This is a genomic window from Micromonospora sp. NPDC047548, from assembly GCF_040642975.1.
In the GTDB taxonomy this organism is placed as follows: Bacteria; Actinomycetota; Actinomycetes; order Mycobacteriales; family Micromonosporaceae; genus Micromonospora.
The window spans coordinates 124030-141128 of record NZ_JBEYTI010000012.1 but is presented as its reverse complement, the minus strand read 5'-3'; the positions used below and the strand labels follow the sequence as shown (position 1 = coordinate 141128).

The window sequence follows — 17099 nt, the reverse complement described above, 5'->3', positions numbered from 1 at the left end:
CGGTCCGGCGGGGTCGGCACCGCCGGCCGGATGGCACCGTGGGGGGCGGGGTGGGCGGGGGCCCACCCCGCCCCGGCCAATCAGCTCGCCTGCAGGGTCACGTCGTCGATGACGAAGCTGGTCTGCAGGGACACGTCCTCGGTCCCGGTGAACTTGAGGGTGACGGTCTGACCGGCGTACGCGCCCACGTTGAACGAGCGCAGCATGTAGCCGCTGGCGGCGTTGAGGTTGGAGTATGTCGCCAGGGTGGTGGTGCCGACCTGGACGGTCAGCTTGTCGTACGCGGTGCTTGTGGTGGTCTCGGCGGTGTCGATGTGCAGGTAGAAGGCGAGGGTGTACGTCGCGCACCCAGCCGGCACGGTCACCGTCTGCGACAGCGTGTCGGTGTGGGTGCTGCCGTAGCCGTCGAGCCACGCCTTGTACGAACCGGTCCGGGCCGGCTGGCTGGCCGAGTTGGTGATCACGCCCGAGCTGGCGGTCCACGGGGTGGTGCCGGACTCGAAGCCGCCGTTGCCGATCACCTGGGCGCCGGCGCACCCGCCGGTGCCGGTCACGGTGAGACTGTAGGTGGCGGTGCGGGTGACCGACCCGGTGCCGGTGACCGTGATGGTGAAGGTGCCGGTGGTGGCGGTCGACGAGGCGGTGACAGTCATCGTGGCGGAACCGCCGGAGGTGACCGACGACGGGCTGAACGACACGGTCACGCCGCTGGGCGCGCCGGAGGCGGTGAGCGTCACTGTCTGCGCGCTGCCGGCGGTGGTGGCGGTGGCGACGGTGGCGGTGGTGGCGCTGCCCTGGGCCACGCTGCCGGAGGTCGGGCTCACCGAGACCGAGAAGTCGTTGGTCGGGGTGCCGCCGACCGCGAGCTGCCAGATGGCGTACGCGACGCCGTCGGCGCTGCGGTTGAGCACGGTCGCGTTGACGTTGCTGGTGGTGTCGCAGGAACGGTGGTAGCAGCCGTCGTACGCCGCGCCGGCAGTGCCGCCCCACTTGCTGGCCTGCGCGGAGGTCTTGGTGGCGCTGGCGCCGGCGGCGTAGCCGGAGGTGGGGATGCCGGCCTGCTGGAAGGAGTAGTCGTCGGAGCGGCCCTGGCCCTCGACGTTCTCCTCGGGCAGGAGGTTGAGCGAGTCCCAGTAGGCCTTGAGCGGCGCGGCGGTGGTGGAGGTGACCCGGTTGATGAAGTAGCCGCCGTTGGGCGAGCCGACCATGTCGAAGTTGTAGTAGCCCTTGAGGTAGCCCTTCTGGGTGGCGGTGAGCGAGTTGACGTAGAACTTCGAGCCCTGCAGGCCCTGCTCCTCGCCGTTCCACCAGGCGAAGCGGACCCGCTTGGTCATGGACGGGTTCTGCTCGGCCAGCACCAGCGCGTTCTCCAGCAGGGTGGCCGAGCCGGAGCCGTTGTCGTTGATGCCCGGGCCGGCGGAGACGCTGTCCAGGTGCGCGCCGAACATGACGACCTGGTCGGCGGGGCCCTGCGGCCACTCGGCGATCAGGTTGTTGCCGGGGTAGGTGCAGTTCGAGCAGTACTGCTCGCTGACCGTGTAGCCGGCGGCCTGGAGCTTGGTCTTGAGGTAGCTGACCGACGCGGTGTAGCCGGCCGAGCCGGCTCGCCGGGTGCCGCCGTTGTTGGTGGCGATGGTGTTGAGCTGGGTCAGGTGGGCCTGGACGTTGGTCACCGAGATGTCCGGCGCCGCGAGGGCGGCGAGCGGGGCGGCGGCCGGCGGGGCCGCCGTGGCCGGTTGCGCGGACAGGGTCATCGTCACGGCGGCGAACACGGCGAGGGCGAGGCCCTTCGTCGGCGTGCTACGTCTCATGCGAACTCCTCGTGGGGGTCTGCGGGCGTGGCCGGATCCCTGGCGGGGTCAGGTCGGGGTGGACGGGATCTCGTGGCCCGGGGGTCAGGCCACGGCGGTCACACCAGGGAATGAAACACTGACATGTATCGATCTCACGGTCAACCGGCCGAACGGTGTCACAATCCCGCCGTCCTGCATCCGGACGCGGTGCCCGCCCCGCCCGCCGGCACGGTGGCCCGGGTGGCCTGACGGGCCCGGCGAGCCCGCCGCGCCGGCCGCCCGGTCAGCCCGCCCCGGCGAGCAGCGCCTCCGCCGAGGTAGTCCGCGCGTAGAGCAGGAACCGGCCGACCCGGTGCGTGCCCACCCGGCGCTCTGGCTGGCCGGGTTCGGCTGGCTGGCCATGGCCTGGCGCACCGGTATCGGCAACGTCATCGGGGTGAGCCTGCGCCAGCGCGCCACCCCGGACGCGCTGCTCGGGCGGATGAACGCGGTGTTCCGCTTCCTGCTGTTCGGCGCGACCGCGGTCGGCGCCGCGCTCTCCGGCCTGCTCGGCCAGTACGCGAGCGTCCACACCGCGCTCTGGATCGGCGCCGCGGGCGCCGCGCTGACCTGGCTGCCGATCTTCTGCTCCCCGCTGCGCGCCCTCGCCGAGCCGCCGACGGTGTCGCCACCGCGGGAGGCGGCGACGGTCGCGGACGCCTCCGGACCAGCGGCCCGCACCTCCCGCTGAGGACTGTTACTCCGCTGTTACGCCCCGGTGGGACGGCTGTGGCGTACCCGCCCGACCGTCGAACTCCACCGGCCCACCGAACGGGCCGGACGGAATCGGCAGGGAGGACCCGATGCGATCGAAGAGGACACTGGGGGCGGTGGCGGCGGTCATGCTCGCCGTCCTGCTCACCGCCACCACGGCGGCCACCGCGGCAGCGCGGCCCACGACGCCCGGCGCGCAGGCCGCGCCGCGAGCGGTCACCGGCGCGCCATACTGCGGGATCACCTGGGGCAGCACCGAGAAGTCGGGCGGCGACCTGCGCACCGCCTCGCTGCTGAGCACCCGCACCGGCCAGCACGACTGCTGGGACCGGCTGGTGTTCGAGTTCGACGGCCCGGCCGACGGCTTCTCCGTCGCGTACGGCGAGACCTGGACCGAGGGGCAGGGGCTGGCGCTGTCGCCGTACACGGCGGGCGGGGCGCTGCTGCGGGTGCAGCTGCGCGAGCCGGCGATCGGCTACCCGTACCGGGCCGGCGACCACGTGGCGACCGTGCTGGGCTACCGGACGCTGCGCGACGTGGTGTACGGCGGCACGTTCGAGGGCTACAGCACCTTCGCCGTCGGCGTACGGGCGCAGCTGCCCTTCCGGGTGCTGGTGCTCGCCGGCCCCGGCGCGCACAGCCGGATCGTGCTGGACGTCGCCCACCAGTGGCAGGAGTGACCAGCCGTCGGGGCGGGGGCCGGGCGTCGACCGGACCCCCGCCACCGGCCGTTGCGCCAGGGCCGTCCGATGACGTCACGGGGCTACCCTGGGGACGTCATGGACGGCCGCGTGCTGCTGGTCGAGGACGATGCCTCCATCAGGGAGGTCACCGCCCTCGGTCTGCGGCGGGCCGGCTTCCGGGTCGCCACCGCCGTCGACGGCCGCGCCGCGCTGGCCGCCTGGCGGGCCCAGCCGATCGACCTGGTCGTCCTCGACGTGATGCTGCCCGGCCTCGACGGACTGGAGGTGTGCCGCGAGATCCGGCGCACCAGCTCGGTGCCGATCCTGATGCTCACCGCACGCACCGACACCATCGACGTGGTCGTCGGGCTGGAGTGCGGCGCGGACGACTACCTGCGCAAGCCGTTCGACCTGCCGGAGCTGGTGGCACGGGTCCGCGCGGGGCTGCGCCGGGCCACCGCCGTCGTCGAGGAGACCATCCTGACGGTGGGTGGGCTGGAGATCGACCCGAACCGCTTCGTCGTCCGCAAGGCCGGTCGGGAGCTGACCCTGACCGCCACCGAGTTCCGGCTGCTGCTGGAGCTGGCCCGCCGGCCGGGCCAGGTGTTCACCCGCGAGCTGCTGCTGGACCGGGTGTGGAACCACTCCCACCTCGGCGACTCCCGACTGGTCGACGTGGCGGTGCAGCGGCTGCGCGCCAAGGTCGAGGACGACCCCGCCGAGCCCCGGCTGGTCCGGACGGTGCGCGGCGTCGGCTACAAGCTCGCCACGGCCTGACAGGAGGGTGGCGCGATGGCCCCGGGCACCGTACCGCCGGGTCGGCTCCGCCGCCGGTTGACGGTGGCGTTCGTTCTCGTCGCCGGAGTCTCCGCCGGGGTGCTCGCCGGCGGGTCGTACCTGATGCTGCGCCAGGCCCGGCTGGACGGCTCGGTGCAGCGGGCGGCGGCCGACGCCCGCTACCAGCTCGTCCTGGCCGGACAGTTCGTGCCGCTGACCGACGCCCGCCGCACCGAACTGCTCACCAGCTTCGAGGGCAGCGGCCGGCACGTCCTGCTGGTCGCCGGCGACACCCACGCCTCCCACCCCTCGTACGCCCCGACCCCCGGCCCGCAGCTGCGAGCCGCCGTCGCCGACGGACAGCTCGGGTACGAACGCCTCGACGGCACCACCGGGCGGCACCTGCTCGTGGTCGGCGGGCGGATCCCCGGCTCCACCGCCGAGCTGTACGCGGTCACCGACGAGACCGACCTGATCGGCGGGCTGGACCAGTTACGCACCGCGCTCGCGGTCGGCTGGCTGACGGTGGTGGCGCTCGCGGCAGGGGTCGGGCACTCCCTGGCCCGGCGCACCCTCGAACCGGTGGGCCGGGCCAGCCGGGCCGCCCGGGCGGTGGCCGAGGGGCTGCTGGCGACCCGGCTGCCGGTGCGCGGCCGGGACGAGTTCAGCGACTGGGCCGCAGCGTTCAACGAGATGACGCAGGCGCTCCAGACGAAGATCGACGACCTGTCCCGGGCCGAGGCCCGCGAGCGGCGGTTCACCGCCGACGTCGCGCACGAGCTGCGTACCCCCGTCACCGCCCTGGTGGCGGCGGCCTCGCTGCTGGCCGACCAGCTCGACGCGCTGCCCGACGACGCCCGCCGGGCCGCCGAACTGCTGGTCGCCGACGTGGTACGGCTGCGCACCCTGGTCGAGGAGCTGATGGAGATCTCCCGGCTGGACGCCGGGCGGGAGGCGGTCAGCCTGACACCGGTCCACGCCCTCACCCCGCTCCGCGACCTGGTCGCGGCGCACGGCTGGGCCGGCCGGGTCGTCGTCACCGGCGACGGAGCCGTCCTGCGCACCGACCCGCGCCGGCTGGAACGGGTACTGGCCAACCTGGTCGGCAACGCCGTCACGCACGGCCAGGGCGAGGTCCGCGCGTGCGCCGCCCGCGCCGGCCCGCTGCTGGTGTACGAGGTCAGCGACCAGGGGCCGGGCATCGCCGCCGAACACCTGCCGCACCTGTTCGACCGCTTCTACAAGGCCGACCCGGCCCGCTCCGGTCCCGGCAGCGGGCTCGGCCTGGCCATCGCCCGGGAGAACACCCGACTGCTCGGCGGCCGGCTCACCGTGCGCAGCACGCCCGGCGTCGGGACCACGTTCCGGCTGGCGCTGCCCCTGACCCCGCCCGACACCAACCAGGGAGCAGAGCCGTGAACCGGCTGCCCGCCCTTCTCGCCGCGCTCGCCCTGCTGCTCGCCGGCTGCGCCGACGCCCGCTCCGGCACCCTCGGGCCGGCCCCCCGCGCCGCCGCGCCCAGCACCGCCACGCCGCCCGTGGCCGCCCCTCCGGCCACCACCGGTCGCATCCCGGAGGGCACCGCCACGCCGCCACCCGTGCCGGTCACCCCGCCCCGGACCGGGACACCGACCCCGTCCGGCACGGGAAGCGTGACCGTGCAGCTCTGGTTCACCCGGGCCGGGGAGGTGGTGCCGACCCGGCGTACCCGACCCACCACCGTCGCCACCTCCCGCCTGGCACTGACCGAACTGGCCGCCGGGCCCACCCCGGCGGAGACCGCCGCCGGCCTGGCCACCCTGGTTCCCGACGGCGTCGAGATGGTACGGATCGCCGACGGCACCGCCACCGTGTCCGCTCCCCCGTCGTTCGCCGATACCGACGCCCCTACGCTGCGGCTGCGGCGGGCCCAGGTGGTCTGGACCCTCACCCAGTTCCCCACCGTGCGGCGGGTGGCCTTCGCCGGGACCGGCGTCGTGCTGGCCCGGACCGACCTGGCCGACCTGCTGCCACCGATCGTGGTCACCGAGCCGGCGATCGGCCAGCGGATCGCCGGGCCGGTCAGCGTCGCCGGCACCGCCGACGTGTACGAGGCGACCGTCTCGATCCGGGTCCTCGACTCCGCCGGGCGGGTGGTCGGCACCGGCTTCACCACCGCCACCTGCGGCAGCGGCTGCAGGGGCGACTACCGGGGCGCGGTCGCCTACCGGCTGGCGACCGCCGGCCCCGGCACGGTCGAGGTGTACGAGGTGTCGCCCCGCGACGGCTCCCGGACGCACGTGGTGACCGTCCCGGTCGTCCTGGCCGCCACCGCCTGACCGATCGGCAGTGTGGGTGAGGTCGCCGGACCCGGGGTCGAACCGGGCGGGCCACCGTTATGAGCAGCGGCTGGACCCACGTCCTCCGGCGGCACCACAGTGGATGGCATCGGTGGAGACCGAGGCGGGAATGAACCCACGTGTACGGCTTTGCGGACCGTGCCCCGACCAGGATTCGAACCTGGGCTCTCCGGTTTCGTAGACCGGCGCTCTCTCCGCTGAGCCACCGGGGCGTACGACCGGCGCCCGCCCCCCCACGGACGCCGGTCGTGGTCTAACCCTTCACGCAGACCACCTGCTTGAGGTGCGCCATCACCTCGACCAGGTCGTCCTGCTGCGCCATCACCTTGGTGATGTCCTTGTACGCGCCGGGAATCTCGTCGACCACCCCGGCGTCCTTGCGGCACTCCACCCCGGCGGTCTGCCGGACCAGGTCGGCGGTGCTGTACGTGCGCTTGGCCTGCCCCCGCGACATCCGCCGCCCCGCGCCGTGCGACGCCGAGCAGTACGCGTCCGGGTTCCCCTTGCCCCGCACGATGTACGAGCCGGTGCCCATCGACCCCGGGATGATGCCCAGGTCCCCCCGACCGGCCCGGATCGCGCCCTTGCGGGTCACCAGCACGTCCACCCCGTCGTAGCTCTCCTCCGCCACATAGTTGTGGTGACACGAGATCGGCTCCCCGTACGCCACGTGCGGGAACTGCTCGCGGACCACGCCGCAGAGCAGCGCCAGCATGACCGCCCGGTTACGCCGCGCGTACTCCTGCGCCCACCACAGGTCCCGGCGGTACGCGTCCATCTCGGGCGTGCCGGCGAGGAACACCGCCAGGTCCCGGTCGGGCAGGTCGGTGTTGTGCGGCAGCTGCCGGGCCACCCCGATGTGCCGCTCGGCCAGTTCCTTGCCGATGTTGCGGGAGCCGGAGTGCAGCATCAGCCAGACCTGGCCGGCGTCCGGGCCGCCCTGCTCGACGCAGACCTCGATGAAGTGGTTGCCCCCACCGAGGGTGCCCATCTGGTGCTGGGCCCGGCTCTCCAGCTGGGACACCCGCCGGTCCAGGGCGCCGAACCGGCCCCAGAAGTCGTCCCAGCCGGCCTGCTCCAGGCCACGGATGCGGCGCGGGTTGACCGGGTCGTCGCGCTTGGCGAAGCCGACCGGGATGGTGGCCTCGATCGCCGCACGCAGTGGCGCCAGACTGTCGGGCAGGTCGGCCGCGGTGAGCGAGGTACGCACCGCGGACATCCCGCAGCCGATGTCCACCCCGACCGCGGCGGGCGAGACGGCCTGCCGCATCGCGATGACGGAGCCGACCGTGGCACCCTTGCCGAAGTGCACGTCCGGCATGACCGCGACGCCCTGCACCCAGGGCAGCGCGCCGATGTTGCGCAGTTGCTGTGCGGCCTGCGGCTCGATGCCGTACGGGTCGGTCCAGACCCGTACCGGCGCCCTGGTGCCCGGCAGCGGGGTGAATGCCATCGTCGTCTCCTGGTGTCGTGGGGTGCCGCCCCGGGCGGGGCGGCGGATGTCTCGTGGACCGCCCGGGAGTCGAACCCGGCGGGAGTGGCTTGCAAGGCCTCTCTGCGCCCCAGCGCGCAGCCCGTGCCCGTGCCCGTGCCCGTGGGACGAGCGTGTTCCGAGCGGCTGGCCGGATTCGAACCGGCGACCTTCGCCATGGCAGGGCGACGCGCTACCACTGCGCCACAACCGCGTGTCGTCACTACGCCGGGCGGTCGAGCCGGTCTCGGGCAGCCTGCGGGTCGCGGCCGGCGTGACCAGCACCGGTCACATCGGTTTCGGCAGCTCGGCGATCGCCTGGAAACCGCCCTGTGGTCCGACCTGGGCCACCAACGATCCGCCCGCCTCGGCGAGGCGTTCCGCCAAGCCTTTCAACCCGTTACCGGACGTCGTATCAGGCGTGCCCGCCGGATGGGACGACGGCCGGTTGGTGCCGTTGTCCGTGATTTCCAGTCGGACCTGTTGCGGGGTGTGCACCATGACGATCTCGACATGGGTGGCGTTGCTGTGCCGGATGATGTTCGTCGCCGCTTCCCGTAGCACCCAACCGAGCACCGCCTCGGTCTCCGGATCGAGTGGTGGACCGGCGAGCTGGACGTCCTGCGTTACCCCCGCCGTGCTCAGGGCCGACCGGGCCCGGTCCAGTTCGGTGGCCAGGTTGCTCACTCGATAACCCGAGACGGCTTCCCGGATCTCGGTCAGGGCCTGTCGGCCGACGGTCTCGATGTCGGACGCCTGGGCGGCTGCCTGCGCCGGGCTACGCTCCATCAGCCGTCGCACCGCCTCGGCCTTCACCACGATGACCGACATGCTGTGTCCGAGCAGGTCGTGCAGGTCGCGGGCGAAGCGCAGACGTTCCCGATCCACCGCAGACCGGGCCAGTTCCTCCCGGGTCCGGCGGAGTTCCGCCGTCGTCGCGGCCAGACCGAGGATGGCGGCCGTCACCAGGCCGGAGATGAAGGTGCCGTAGCCGTTGATCATCGCGGCCAACGGGTCGTGGTCCCGCTCCCCGGAGATCAAGCCGGCCGACCCGCCCAGGACGGTCAGCGCCACGACGAGGTGCTGACCACGGAGTACGGCACCGCAGACCAGCGCCAACGGTATGAACAACTGGATCCAGTTCCCGCCGTACCCCAGGGCGAGCGGGTAGGTGACAGCGGTCTGGGCGGCGAGCAGGCCCAGCGTGGTCCGGTTCGCGCGGCGACTGGGGTCGAACGCCCGGTACGCCACCGTGACGTAGAGGGCGACGAAGGCCAACAGGCCGGCACCGCCCAGCCAGGGCAGGGACATCTCACCCCGGACGAGGTCTGCGACGGCACCGGCGGTCAGCATCAGCCATGGAAGGAAGGCGGTCCCGCTGGTCAGTTCCGGCAGTTTGTCGACGTCTACGTTCGAGGTCGGCCACCAGCGCTTCTTCATGCCTGTCCCTCCTGACTCAGGTTTGCTTGCCCCACCCTGGCGGCAGAAGTGGTCGCCAGCCCTGGTCACCGCTAGGCGCGGCGGCCGGCCCGACGGTACGCGTAGCCGGCGTACGCGCCGAACACCACCAGCCAGCTGACCAGCACCAGGACCGTGTCCAGACCCGGCGCGGCACCCTGCACGGTGTCCCAGCCCAGCTGCCCGAAGCGGTGGGCCGGAGTCCACCGGGCAACGGCGGCCAGCCAGCCGGGGAACTCCGACACCGGGAACCACAGACCGCCGAGGAAAGCGAGGAACAGGTTGGTCACCACGTTGGTCACGTTGGTGGTCTGGGCGGAGAGGGCGTAGCCGTTGGCGAGACCAAGCATGGTGAAGGGCAGGGAGCCAATCCACAGCAGGAGGATCAGCGCGACCCACTGACCGAGCCCGAGCCGTACGCCGTTGACGATCGCGCCGGTGAGCAGCACCACCATGATCGCCGGTAGGACCATCAGCGAACCGGTCACGGCCCGCCCGACGACCGCCTGGGCCGGGGTCAGCGGGGTGATCCGCAACTGCCGGAGCCAGCCCACGGCCTTGTCCTCGGCGACCGCCGTCCCGACGGTCAGGCCGGCGCTCAGCGCACCGTACGCGGCCAGTCCCACCATCGCGGTGACCGCCCAGCCGGAGAAACCGTCGGCCTTCCCACCGACGTTGGTGAACATCAGGTACATGAGCACGGGGGTGCCAATGCCGAAGATGACGAACCCGGTGTCCCGGAATGTCCGACGAAGCTCCAGCTTGACGTACTGGTTGACCGGGGCGATCTGGCCGAACATCACGAACCTGCCTTCTGGGTCGGCGCGGAGGAGACGGAAGCGGAGGTGGTGGCGGGCGAGGTGAGGGTCAGGAAGGCGTCCTCCAGTCCGGCGGAGGTCACTTCGAGTCCCCGTACCGGACCGAGCTGGGCGAGGGCGTAGACGGTCGCGTCGGAGTCGGCGGTCCGTAGCTGCACCCGGCCGTCGCGCGTTGCCACGGAGAGCACGCCGGGCAGCGACGCCAGGCCGGCGGGCGCCGAACGGCCCTGGAGGTCGAAGGAGACGAGGCTGGCTCCGACCGCCTGCTTGATATCGGTGTTGCTGCCGTCGGCGATGACCCGTCCCCGGTCGATGACGACGACCCGGTCGGCGTTCTGGTCCGCCTCCTCCAGGTAGTGCGTGGAGAAGAGCACGGTCTTGCCCCGCTCGGTGAACGCGTGCATCGACTGCCAGAACGAGCGGCGGGCCGCCACGTCGAGCGCGGCGGTCGGCTCGTCGAGGACCAGCAGGTCCGGGTCACCGACGAGGGCGACGGCGAAGTTGACCCGCTGCGCCTGGCCGCCGGAGAGGCGGTCCGCCCGCCGGCCGGCGAGTTCACCGAGCCCGGCCAGTTCCAGGGCCTCGTCGACCGGCATGGGATTCGGGTAGCTGCTGGCCACGAAGGTCACCAACTCCCGCACCGTGACGCGGGGTACGGGCTTGGTGCCCTGGAGCATCGCACCGACCCGACCGGCGCGTACCGCGTGCTGCGGGGTCTCCCCGAACAGCCGTACCTCGCCGGCGGTCGGCTCGTCCAGGCCCAGCAGCAGGCTGATCGAGGTCGACTTGCCCGCGCCGTTGCGGCCGAGCAGCGCGACCCGCTCGCCCCGCCCGATCGTGAGGTCGAGACCGGCGACAGCTCGCACTTCCCCGAACGTCCGGACCGCGCCGGCAAAGGCCACCACCGGTGCCGCCTCGTGTGTCTTCGTCATGCCGAGAACACTACGAATGCAGGGCGGACCCCTTGTAGAAGAAGATATCCGGACTCCGGCAGGACAAATGTCACTGCCGACGGCCAGCCGTCAGCTGGTCAGAGCCAGCCCCGTTCGTCGGCGATCCGTGCGGCTTCCGTACGGTTGCGGGCGCCGGTCTTGCCGATGGCCGACGACAGGTAGTTGCGGATGGTGCTCTCCGACAGCCACAGCTTCGCCGCGATGTCCGCCACTGTCGCGCCGCCCAGCCCTGCCACCAGCACCTCCCGTTCCCGGGCCGTCAGGGGGCTCGGTCCCGCACTGAGCGCGGCAGCCGCCAGCGAGGGGTCGATCACCGACTCACCGTTGAGCACCCGCCGGATCGACGCGGCCAACTGGTCGACCGGGCCGTCCTTGGACAGGAACCCCATCGCACCGACCTCCATCGCCCGGCGCAGATAGCCGGGACGGCTGAACGTGGTAACGATGAGCACCTTGCAGTCGGGCAGTTGGGTACGCAGCTCGGCGGCGGCGTCCAGCCCACTACGATGGGGCAGCTCGATGTCCAGCACCGCGACGTCGGGCCGGATCTTCAGTGCGACCGGCACGATCTCGTCGCCCTCGGCCACCTGGGCCACGACCTCCATGTCCTCTTCGAGGTCCAGCAGTAGGGCGAGCGCCCCGCGCATCATCCCCTGGTCCTCGGCCAGCAGGATCTTGATGGGTGCCGCAGAACCGGCTCCGACCAGGGCAGCTGTCATGGCGACCACAGTACGGGGGCGGCCGTCAGGAGCTGCATGCCGAGCACTCCCGGCGCAGCGGGGCGGTTCGCGTACCGCCACATTGGTGGGCCGTACGGGGCTCGAACCCGTGACCTCCCGGCTGAGAACCGGGTGAGCTGCCAGCTTGCTCCAACGGCCCGTGCGTGGGTGGTGATTCCACCCCGTGTCGTACCCCCGGCCGACGCGCCTGCGGCGCCGGCCGGGATCGTGTTCATGCCATCCACTGTGGAGTTGAGAAGAAGCGACGTCGCCGGCGGTGCCGGGACATGACGCAGGGGTGACAGGACTCGAACCTGCAACCGTCGGGTTTGGAATCCGGTGCTCTGCCAGTTGAGCTACACCCCTCGGGCGGGTGCCGGGCGACGAAAAAGCCGCCCGTACCCCGGTGGGGTGGGCGGCTGCGCGTGTCGCGCTGGCGCTATCCGCGCCGCCACCCTCGTCGCCAGCCACACCGGCCCTGGAGCTGGCCCCGGGCTCGTTCGCCGGCGGGCAGCATGGCACCGCCGCGCGGCGTGGACCGCATGGTCTCGGTGCTGGCGTGCTGCTGCACGGCGGGCTCCCCGGGTTGATCGGCGTGACGTTGCGCATTGACGGTAGGCGAGGCCTCCGGGGGCCGCAACGAATATTCGACGATCAACGCCGGCGGGCAAGTCCGTGGCCCTTGGGCCAGTCTGGCCTGAGATGCCAAATTCCTTCAGCAACAACATCGATGACGAAAGGTATCGACATCGACGGCTGTAACGATATAGCCTGCCCGTCATCGCGATCATCAATCCCTCGTCCCCTCTGCCACAGCTGAAGGAGCGCCATGGCAACATCACGATCCATCCGTCTGCGGCGTCGAGGCGTGCTCGGCATCCCTGCACTGCTGACCGCCGCCGCCCTGACCACCGCCGTCCGACCGGCCCCGGCCGACGCCGCGCCCAAGGTCGAGTGCCTGGCCGATCTGCTCGGACCGTCCTGATGGCGACCGTCCCCTGGCTGGTGGACGTCCTGCGGGCCGCCGGCGTCCAGGTCGTCGTCGAGGGCGACTGGCTCAACCGGATGCGCCCCGGTTCCTTCGATCCCATCGGCGTCTTGTGGCACCACACCGCGGCAACCTCCAGCGCCAGCAACCCGCACCCGGCACTCAACATCTGCATCAACGGCCGCTCCGACCTGCCCGGGCCGCTCTGCCAGGCCCTCGTCGACTATCACGGGGTCTTCCACGTCATTTCGGCCGGCCGGTGCAACCATGCCGGCACCAGCGGCGGCAGCGGGCCGATCCCGGCCGGCGACGGTAACACCCTGATGATCGGTTGGGAGATCGACTACAACGGGGTGAATCAGGAGATGACGGCGGCGCAGTACAACGCGTCCATCGCCGCCACCGCCGCCGTGCTCACCCGGCTCGGCAAGGACGCCAGCTACGCCCGGGGCCACCGGGAGACGAGCACCACCGGCAAGATCGACCCGTCTTTCATCGACCTGAACGTGATGCGGGCCGACGTCGCCGCGAAGATGGCCGGCGGCGGGACGGCATGGAGTTCGGTGGTGGACAACGCCACCGCGGGCCGGTTCACCGCCAGCGCCAACTGGGGTGTCTCGTCGTACTCCGGACAGCGCTACGGGGCGGACTACCGCTACGCGGACCCGGTCGCCGCCAGCGACGCCGCCTGGTACAAGTTCAACGTCCCGGCGACAGGCAACTACCGGGTCGACGCCTGGTGGCCGGCCAACTCCGGCTACAACGGCGCGACCCCGTACATCGTCGCCACCACGACCGGCAACCAGACGGTCTACGTGGACCAGCGGGCAGCCGGTGGACAGTGGCGCTCCCTCGGCACGTTCGCGCTCCCCGCCGGCGATGCCAACCGGGTGGCCGTGAGCCGGTGGAGTTCGGCCAGCGGACTGATCATCGCCGACGCCGTTCGACTCACCCGGGTCTGACCCGGGCCAGCGGCCGGCTCTACCAAAAGGTCGGGAGGGGCATGGCCAGGTCCTGGCCATGCCCCTCCCGACGCGCCCCTCACGATCTTCGGCAGCAAGCATCTGGCCCGCATGGCACGCGGGGACGTTTCCCGCGTCCTGTTACAGGGAGAGCGATCGCGGTGATCTGAGGCCCGGTCACGGAGCCAGCACCAGCTCCTTGAGCTTGGCGTCGAGGGTCGCCGCGTCCACCCCGCCGGTCCACCCGCGCAGCAGCGTCCCGCCCTTGGCGACCAGCACCACCGCCGGTGGCTCCCGGACGGCGTACGACATGGCGATCCGGCCGTCGTCGTCGAGCACCACCGGATGCTCCACCCGGTGCGCTTGCAGGTAGCGCTGCACGTCCGCGGGCTTGTCCTCGCCGGCGACCCCGACGAAGACCACCCGGTCGTGGTGGTCGCGGGCAAGCTGGCTCAACGCGTCCTGGCGCTGCTCGCAGGGGCTGCACCAGGAGCTGAAGAACACCAGCACCACCGGCCGGTCCGCCCACAGCTCGGCGAGGTCGACCGGGCTGCCGTCGGTGAGTCTGCCGCTCGAGGCGGGCGCGGCGGGCACACCGGACGGGGCTGGTCGCAGCGCCAGGCCGGCCGGCACCGGACCGGGCAGCGCCGCGGCCCCACCAGCGACCGGCTCGGGCCGCGACGGCTCCTCCGGCGTGGAGCAGCCGGTGACGGCCAGCACGGCGGCCACGGCCAGGGCGGCCAGGCGTACGCCGGTGATCATGACGGCACCACCGCGACCAGCGCGGGCCCCTCGCTGGTGTTGGGGGTAAGCGCGATCGGCGCCCGGTCGTCGACGACGAGCCGGTACGCGTCCCGCCGCGCCACCTCGACCGGCATGCGGAACTCGCAGTACGTCGGCACCTTCTGCACCTCCAGGTCCTCCTCGAACGCCGGCACCGACCGGCCGCCGGTCAACGCGCCCTCGGCCAGGGTGCGGCCGTCCGGGTCCACCACCCGGAACGGCGCCCGGTTGTGAAAGTGGGTGTACGGGCCGGTGCCGGCACAGTCGACGCCCACCGGCCGGATGTTGATGTCGCGCACGAGCACCCGCACGGTCATCGCCGACCGGGCCTCCTCCGCGTCGCCGCAGCCGGTCAGCGCACCGGCCAGCAACGACGGTATGCACAGCGCCGCCAGCATCCGCCGCATGCGTCCTCCCAGAATGGACCGGGGCCCGGGGCGGTGACGTCGCACCGCCCCGGGCCGTGTGGTGTACGTGCTCAGCCGAGCAGCGCGCGGGGCCGCTCGACCCGGCACTGGCTGGTCACGGTCTTGGTCGGGTCGCTCTCCGACGTGGCGGTGAGCTGCACCAGGGTCGTCGCGGTCGCGTTGGCGGTGGCGCCGACCGACACGTCGACCGGGATGGACTTCCCGAACTCGGCCGTGGCCAGCTCGTTGGGCAGCTCCACCCGCCAGCCGTCGCCGCCGACGGTGGCGGAGAGGCGGTAGACGTCGGACTTCAGGTTGTCGGTGACGTCCTCCGGATGCTGCTGCTCGGCGGCGGCGTACTCGCCGGTGTTGGTCAGGTCGAAGGTGCAGGTCGCGCCCCCGTTGGCGGGCTTGCCGCGGGTGATCAGCGAACCCTTCGACAGGGCGACCCCGCGCGTGCTGGGGCCGGCGCCGTCCAGGGAGCGCACCGCCACCGTGTACGACAGCACCTCGTCGCCGTCGCGGCGGAGGTTGAGCACGTAGAAGTGCAGCCGGTTGGCCTCGTCGACGTACTCGTACTCGCTGTCGGAGTTGGCGCCGGCGTGGAACAGCGCGTCGGACAGCTGCCGGTAGTCGCCCATGGTGATCTTCTGCGGGGTGCCGTCCGGCCGGTAGAAGTCGACCATGTCGATGTCCTGCGGGTTGGCGTCGATCACCCACTGGAAGGGCGCGCTGTCGGTGTTCTTGGTCTTGCTGATCAGCACGCCGTTGTCCGGGGTGAACGAGTCGGCGCCCAGCCGGTCCACCACCTCGACGGTGTAGTTGTTGAACCGGCCCCCGTCGCAGAGCGGGTCGGTGCTGGTGCTGCACGCCGGCGAGCGGTCCTGGTTCATCGCGATGTTGATGCCGGTCAGGCCGCCGGGGCCGGCGTCCACCGCCCGGGCGGTGACGTCGGCGACCACCAGGCCGGAGGAGCCCAGCGTCTCCCGGGACAGCCGCAGCACGTGCTCCTCGCCGAGCAGACCGATCTTCAGCTTGTCCCGCACGGTGTGCAGGGAGCCCATCGAACCGCCGTTGACCGGCGGGATCTGCCAGCGGGTGTGCGGGCCGCCCGGACCGTTGAACGAGCCGCGCGACATCATGCTCCAGATGCCGGTGTACGCCCGGCGCAGCGGCACCCCGTAGGGGTTGTTGTAGTTGTCGCCGATGCTCAGCAGGTGGCTGAGCTCGTGGGCGTACACGCCCATGCCGGAGCTCTCCGCCTGGGTGGAGGAGCCGCCGCCGGCGTTCGGCCAGATCGTCGCCGCCGCCTTCCACGAGGTCCAGTCGACGTAGCGGGTACGGGCGTAGTTGGGCATGTTGGGGTCCGGCGGACCCCAGGCGTCCGGCACGTCCTCCTTGTTCTGGAACATCATCTGGCCGAACTCCTGCCAGGTCGACGACTCGTCCTGGCCGGCGGAGAGGATGAACACCAGTTCGTACGAGTTTGCCACCTCCTCGCCCACGGCGGCCCGCCAGGCGCCCAGCCCGTCGGTGCGGATGTTGCGGGCGCAGGTCTCCCCGGTCGGGCAGGCGCCGGGGTTGAAGCCGTTGTCGATGCCGTACTGGTAGGACTTCGACGGCATCTTGTACGGGCCGAACCCGGTCAGGTCGACGCCGTAGCGGCCGTTGGAGTCCTGCATCCAGTACTCGTGCAGGGTGTGGCCCCGGTTGAGGTCTCCGGGCTTGTTGAGGAAGTCGGTGTAGAACCCGCCGACGTTCTCCCGGGGGATGTTCGCCGCGCTGGCCTGCGGGTTGCCGAAGACCGACGACCCGGCCGGCTTGGTGATCTCGAACGGCTGGTCCGCGTAGTCCAGCGTGACCAGAGCGATCTTGAAGTTGCGGACCGAACCCTTGACGGTCGGGTCGGCCCAGTTACGGTTCGGCACCGGACGGTAGTCGTCCCAGGTCATCGTGTCCGGGTTCTGCCAGCGCTGCGGGTCGAGCACCTGGAACGGTGCGCTACCGCCGGTCGTTCCGCCGGGGGCGGCGACGGCTGGGCCGGCCGCCGTGGACGCGACCAGTGTGGTGGCGAACGCGGCGGCCAGCACCGATCGCCGCACCGCACGTCTGGTGGGCAGAAGGCGCATCGAGTCACCTCTCATCGTGAGGGGAGGGGGTGGGGAAGCGCAGTCAGCGGGCTGCCGGCCGTGCGT

Annotated in this window: 16 protein-coding genes and 4 tRNA genes; 7 read left to right on the top strand and 13 right to left on the bottom strand. The window is 72.0% G+C overall.

Going from position 1 to position 17099, the window contains the following annotated elements; all coding sequences use genetic code 11:
* Positions 1 to 80 precede the first annotated feature (80 nt).
* On the bottom strand, positions 81 to 1811 hold the full coding sequence (locus ABZ807_RS15570; RefSeq protein WP_357157246.1) for a M28 family peptidase: 1731 nt from the start codon (positions 1809 to 1811) through the stop codon (positions 81 to 83).
* A gap of 334 nt (positions 1812 to 2145) precedes the next feature.
* Here ABZ807_RS15570 and ABZ807_RS15565 point away from each other — a divergent pair, with 334 nt between their 5' ends.
* From ABZ807_RS15565 to ABZ807_RS15545, 5 genes are all read left to right on the top strand, one after another.
* Positions 2146 to 2523 carry a hypothetical protein gene (locus ABZ807_RS15565; RefSeq protein WP_357157243.1) on the top strand — a complete coding sequence of 126 codons (378 nt, stop codon included), beginning with the start codon at positions 2146 to 2148 and terminating at the stop codon, positions 2521 to 2523.
* A gap of 112 nt (positions 2524 to 2635) precedes the next feature.
* On the top strand, positions 2636 to 3226 hold the full coding sequence (locus ABZ807_RS15560; RefSeq protein WP_357157240.1) for a hypothetical protein: 591 nt from the start codon (positions 2636 to 2638) through the stop codon (positions 3224 to 3226).
* Between the two features lie 99 nt (positions 3227 to 3325).
* Entirely contained in the window at positions 3326 to 4006 is a 681-nt protein-coding gene (locus ABZ807_RS15555) for a response regulator transcription factor (RefSeq protein ID WP_357157237.1), read from the top strand.
* Positions 4007 to 4021: 15 nt separating this feature from the next.
* Positions 4022 to 5425 (top strand): ATP-binding protein, encoded by a 1404-nt coding sequence (locus tag ABZ807_RS15550; RefSeq protein WP_357157234.1) that lies wholly within the window; start codon positions 4022 to 4024, stop codon positions 5423 to 5425.
* Positions 5422 to 6324 (top strand): Gmad2 immunoglobulin-like domain-containing protein, encoded by a 903-nt coding sequence (locus ABZ807_RS15545; protein ID WP_357157230.1) that lies wholly within the window; start codon positions 5422 to 5424, stop codon positions 6322 to 6324. Before ABZ807_RS15550 ends, ABZ807_RS15545 begins: the two co-directional genes overlap by 4 nt.
* A 160-nt stretch (positions 6325 to 6484) precedes the next feature.
* Here ABZ807_RS15545 and ABZ807_RS15540 read toward each other — a convergent pair.
* The 9 genes from ABZ807_RS15540 to ABZ807_RS15500 form a co-directional block, all read right to left on the bottom strand.
* Positions 6485 to 6557, bottom strand: a tRNA-Arg gene (locus ABZ807_RS15540).
* A gap of 41 nt (positions 6558 to 6598) precedes the next feature.
* Positions 6599 to 7798 (bottom strand): RtcB family protein, encoded by a 1200-nt coding sequence (locus ABZ807_RS15535; protein ID WP_357157228.1) that lies wholly within the window; start codon positions 7796 to 7798, stop codon positions 6599 to 6601.
* Between the two features lie 160 nt (positions 7799 to 7958).
* Positions 7959 to 8030 (bottom strand) — tRNA-Gly (locus ABZ807_RS15530).
* Positions 8031 to 8104: 74 nt separating this feature from the next.
* Positions 8105 to 9256 carry a histidine kinase gene (locus ABZ807_RS15525; protein ID WP_357157225.1) on the bottom strand — a complete coding sequence of 384 codons (1152 nt, stop codon included), beginning with the start codon at positions 9254 to 9256 and terminating at the stop codon, positions 8105 to 8107.
* A 71-nt stretch (positions 9257 to 9327) separates the two neighbouring features.
* Entirely contained in the window at positions 9328 to 10074 is a 747-nt protein-coding gene (locus tag ABZ807_RS15520) for an ABC transporter permease (RefSeq protein ID WP_357157222.1), read from the bottom strand.
* Positions 10074 to 11024: an ABC transporter ATP-binding protein gene (locus ABZ807_RS15515; RefSeq protein WP_357157219.1), complete on the bottom strand. Its 951-nt coding sequence runs from the start codon at positions 11022 to 11024 to the stop codon at positions 10074 to 10076. Before ABZ807_RS15515 ends, ABZ807_RS15520 begins: the two co-directional genes overlap by 1 nt.
* A gap of 98 nt (positions 11025 to 11122) precedes the next feature.
* The gene (locus tag ABZ807_RS15510; protein WP_357157216.1) at positions 11123 to 11764 is read right to left on the bottom strand and encodes a response regulator transcription factor; all 642 of its coding nucleotides are present in this window, start codon (positions 11762 to 11764) and stop codon (positions 11123 to 11125) included.
* A gap of 83 nt (positions 11765 to 11847) precedes the next feature.
* Positions 11848 to 11924: transfer RNA gene (locus ABZ807_RS15505), tRNA-Glu, on the bottom strand.
* A 133-nt stretch (positions 11925 to 12057) separates the two neighbouring features.
* Positions 12058 to 12130: transfer RNA gene (locus tag ABZ807_RS15500), tRNA-Trp, on the bottom strand.
* Between the two features lie 463 nt (positions 12131 to 12593).
* Between ABZ807_RS15500 and ABZ807_RS15495 the strand changes: the two genes are divergently transcribed.
* A complete protein-coding gene (locus tag ABZ807_RS15495; RefSeq protein ID WP_357157213.1) occupies positions 12594 to 12749 on the top strand; it encodes a hypothetical protein in 156 nt (51 codons plus the stop codon).
* Positions 12749 to 13714, top strand: coding sequence for an N-acetylmuramoyl-L-alanine amidase (locus ABZ807_RS15490; RefSeq protein WP_357157210.1), 966 nt, complete (start codon positions 12749 to 12751; stop codon positions 13712 to 13714). The genes ABZ807_RS15495 and ABZ807_RS15490 overlap by 1 nt, the downstream gene beginning before the upstream one ends.
* 177 nt (positions 13715 to 13891) lie before the next feature.
* Here ABZ807_RS15490 and ABZ807_RS15485 read toward each other — a convergent pair whose 3' ends face one another.
* From ABZ807_RS15485 to ABZ807_RS15475, 3 genes are all read right to left on the bottom strand, one after another.
* Positions 13892 to 14476 carry a TlpA disulfide reductase family protein gene (locus ABZ807_RS15485; protein WP_357157207.1) on the bottom strand — a complete coding sequence of 195 codons (585 nt, stop codon included), beginning with the start codon at positions 14474 to 14476 and terminating at the stop codon, positions 13892 to 13894.
* On the bottom strand, positions 14473 to 14904 hold the full coding sequence (locus tag ABZ807_RS15480; protein WP_357104052.1) for a hypothetical protein: 432 nt from the start codon (positions 14902 to 14904) through the stop codon (positions 14473 to 14475). Before ABZ807_RS15480 ends, ABZ807_RS15485 begins: the two co-directional genes overlap by 4 nt.
* A 71-nt stretch (positions 14905 to 14975) precedes the next feature.
* On the bottom strand, positions 14976 to 17033 hold the full coding sequence (locus ABZ807_RS15475) for a M6 family metalloprotease domain-containing protein (protein WP_357157204.1): 2058 nt from the start codon (positions 17031 to 17033) through the stop codon (positions 14976 to 14978).
* Positions 17034 to 17099: the final 66 nt, after the last annotated feature.

Bases quoted from the DNA above. Each gene is read 5' to 3' on its own strand.
- ABZ807_RS15480 (WP_357104052.1), bottom strand. From the start codon at position 14,904: ATGCGGCGGATGCTGGCGGCGCTGTGCATACCGTCGTTGCTGGCCGGT.
- ABZ807_RS15495 (WP_357157213.1), top strand. From the start codon at position 12,594: ATGGCAACATCACGATCCATCCGTCTGCGGCGTCGAGGCGTGCTCGGC.
- ABZ807_RS15570 (WP_357157246.1), bottom strand. From the start codon at position 1,811: ATGAGACGTAGCACGCCGACGAAGGGCCTCGCCCTCGCCGTGTTCGCC.
- ABZ807_RS15490 (WP_357157210.1), top strand. From the start codon at position 12,749: ATGGCGACCGTCCCCTGGCTGGTGGACGTCCTGCGGGCCGCCGGCGTC.
- ABZ807_RS15555 (WP_357157237.1), top strand. From the start codon at position 3,326: ATGGACGGCCGCGTGCTGCTGGTCGAGGACGATGCCTCCATCAGGGAG.
- ABZ807_RS15515 (WP_357157219.1), bottom strand. From the start codon at position 11,024: ATGACGAAGACACACGAGGCGGCACCGGTGGTGGCCTTTGCCGGCGCG.
- ABZ807_RS15510 (WP_357157216.1), bottom strand. From the start codon at position 11,764: ATGACAGCTGCCCTGGTCGGAGCCGGTTCTGCGGCACCCATCAAGATC.
- ABZ807_RS15550 (WP_357157234.1), top strand. From the start codon at position 4,022: ATGGCCCCGGGCACCGTACCGCCGGGTCGGCTCCGCCGCCGGTTGACG.
- ABZ807_RS15520 (WP_357157222.1), bottom strand. From the start codon at position 10,074: ATGTTCGGCCAGATCGCCCCGGTCAACCAGTACGTCAAGCTGGAGCTT.
- ABZ807_RS15475 (WP_357157204.1), bottom strand. From the start codon at position 17,033: ATGCGCCTTCTGCCCACCAGACGTGCGGTGCGGCGATCGGTGCTGGCC.
- ABZ807_RS15535 (WP_357157228.1), bottom strand. From the start codon at position 7,798: ATGGCATTCACCCCGCTGCCGGGCACCAGGGCGCCGGTACGGGTCTGG.
- ABZ807_RS15525 (WP_357157225.1), bottom strand. From the start codon at position 9,256: ATGAAGAAGCGCTGGTGGCCGACCTCGAACGTAGACGTCGACAAACTG.
- ABZ807_RS15485 (WP_357157207.1), bottom strand. From the start codon at position 14,476: ATGATCACCGGCGTACGCCTGGCCGCCCTGGCCGTGGCCGCCGTGCTG.
- ABZ807_RS15560 (WP_357157240.1), top strand. From the start codon at position 2,636: ATGCGATCGAAGAGGACACTGGGGGCGGTGGCGGCGGTCATGCTCGCC.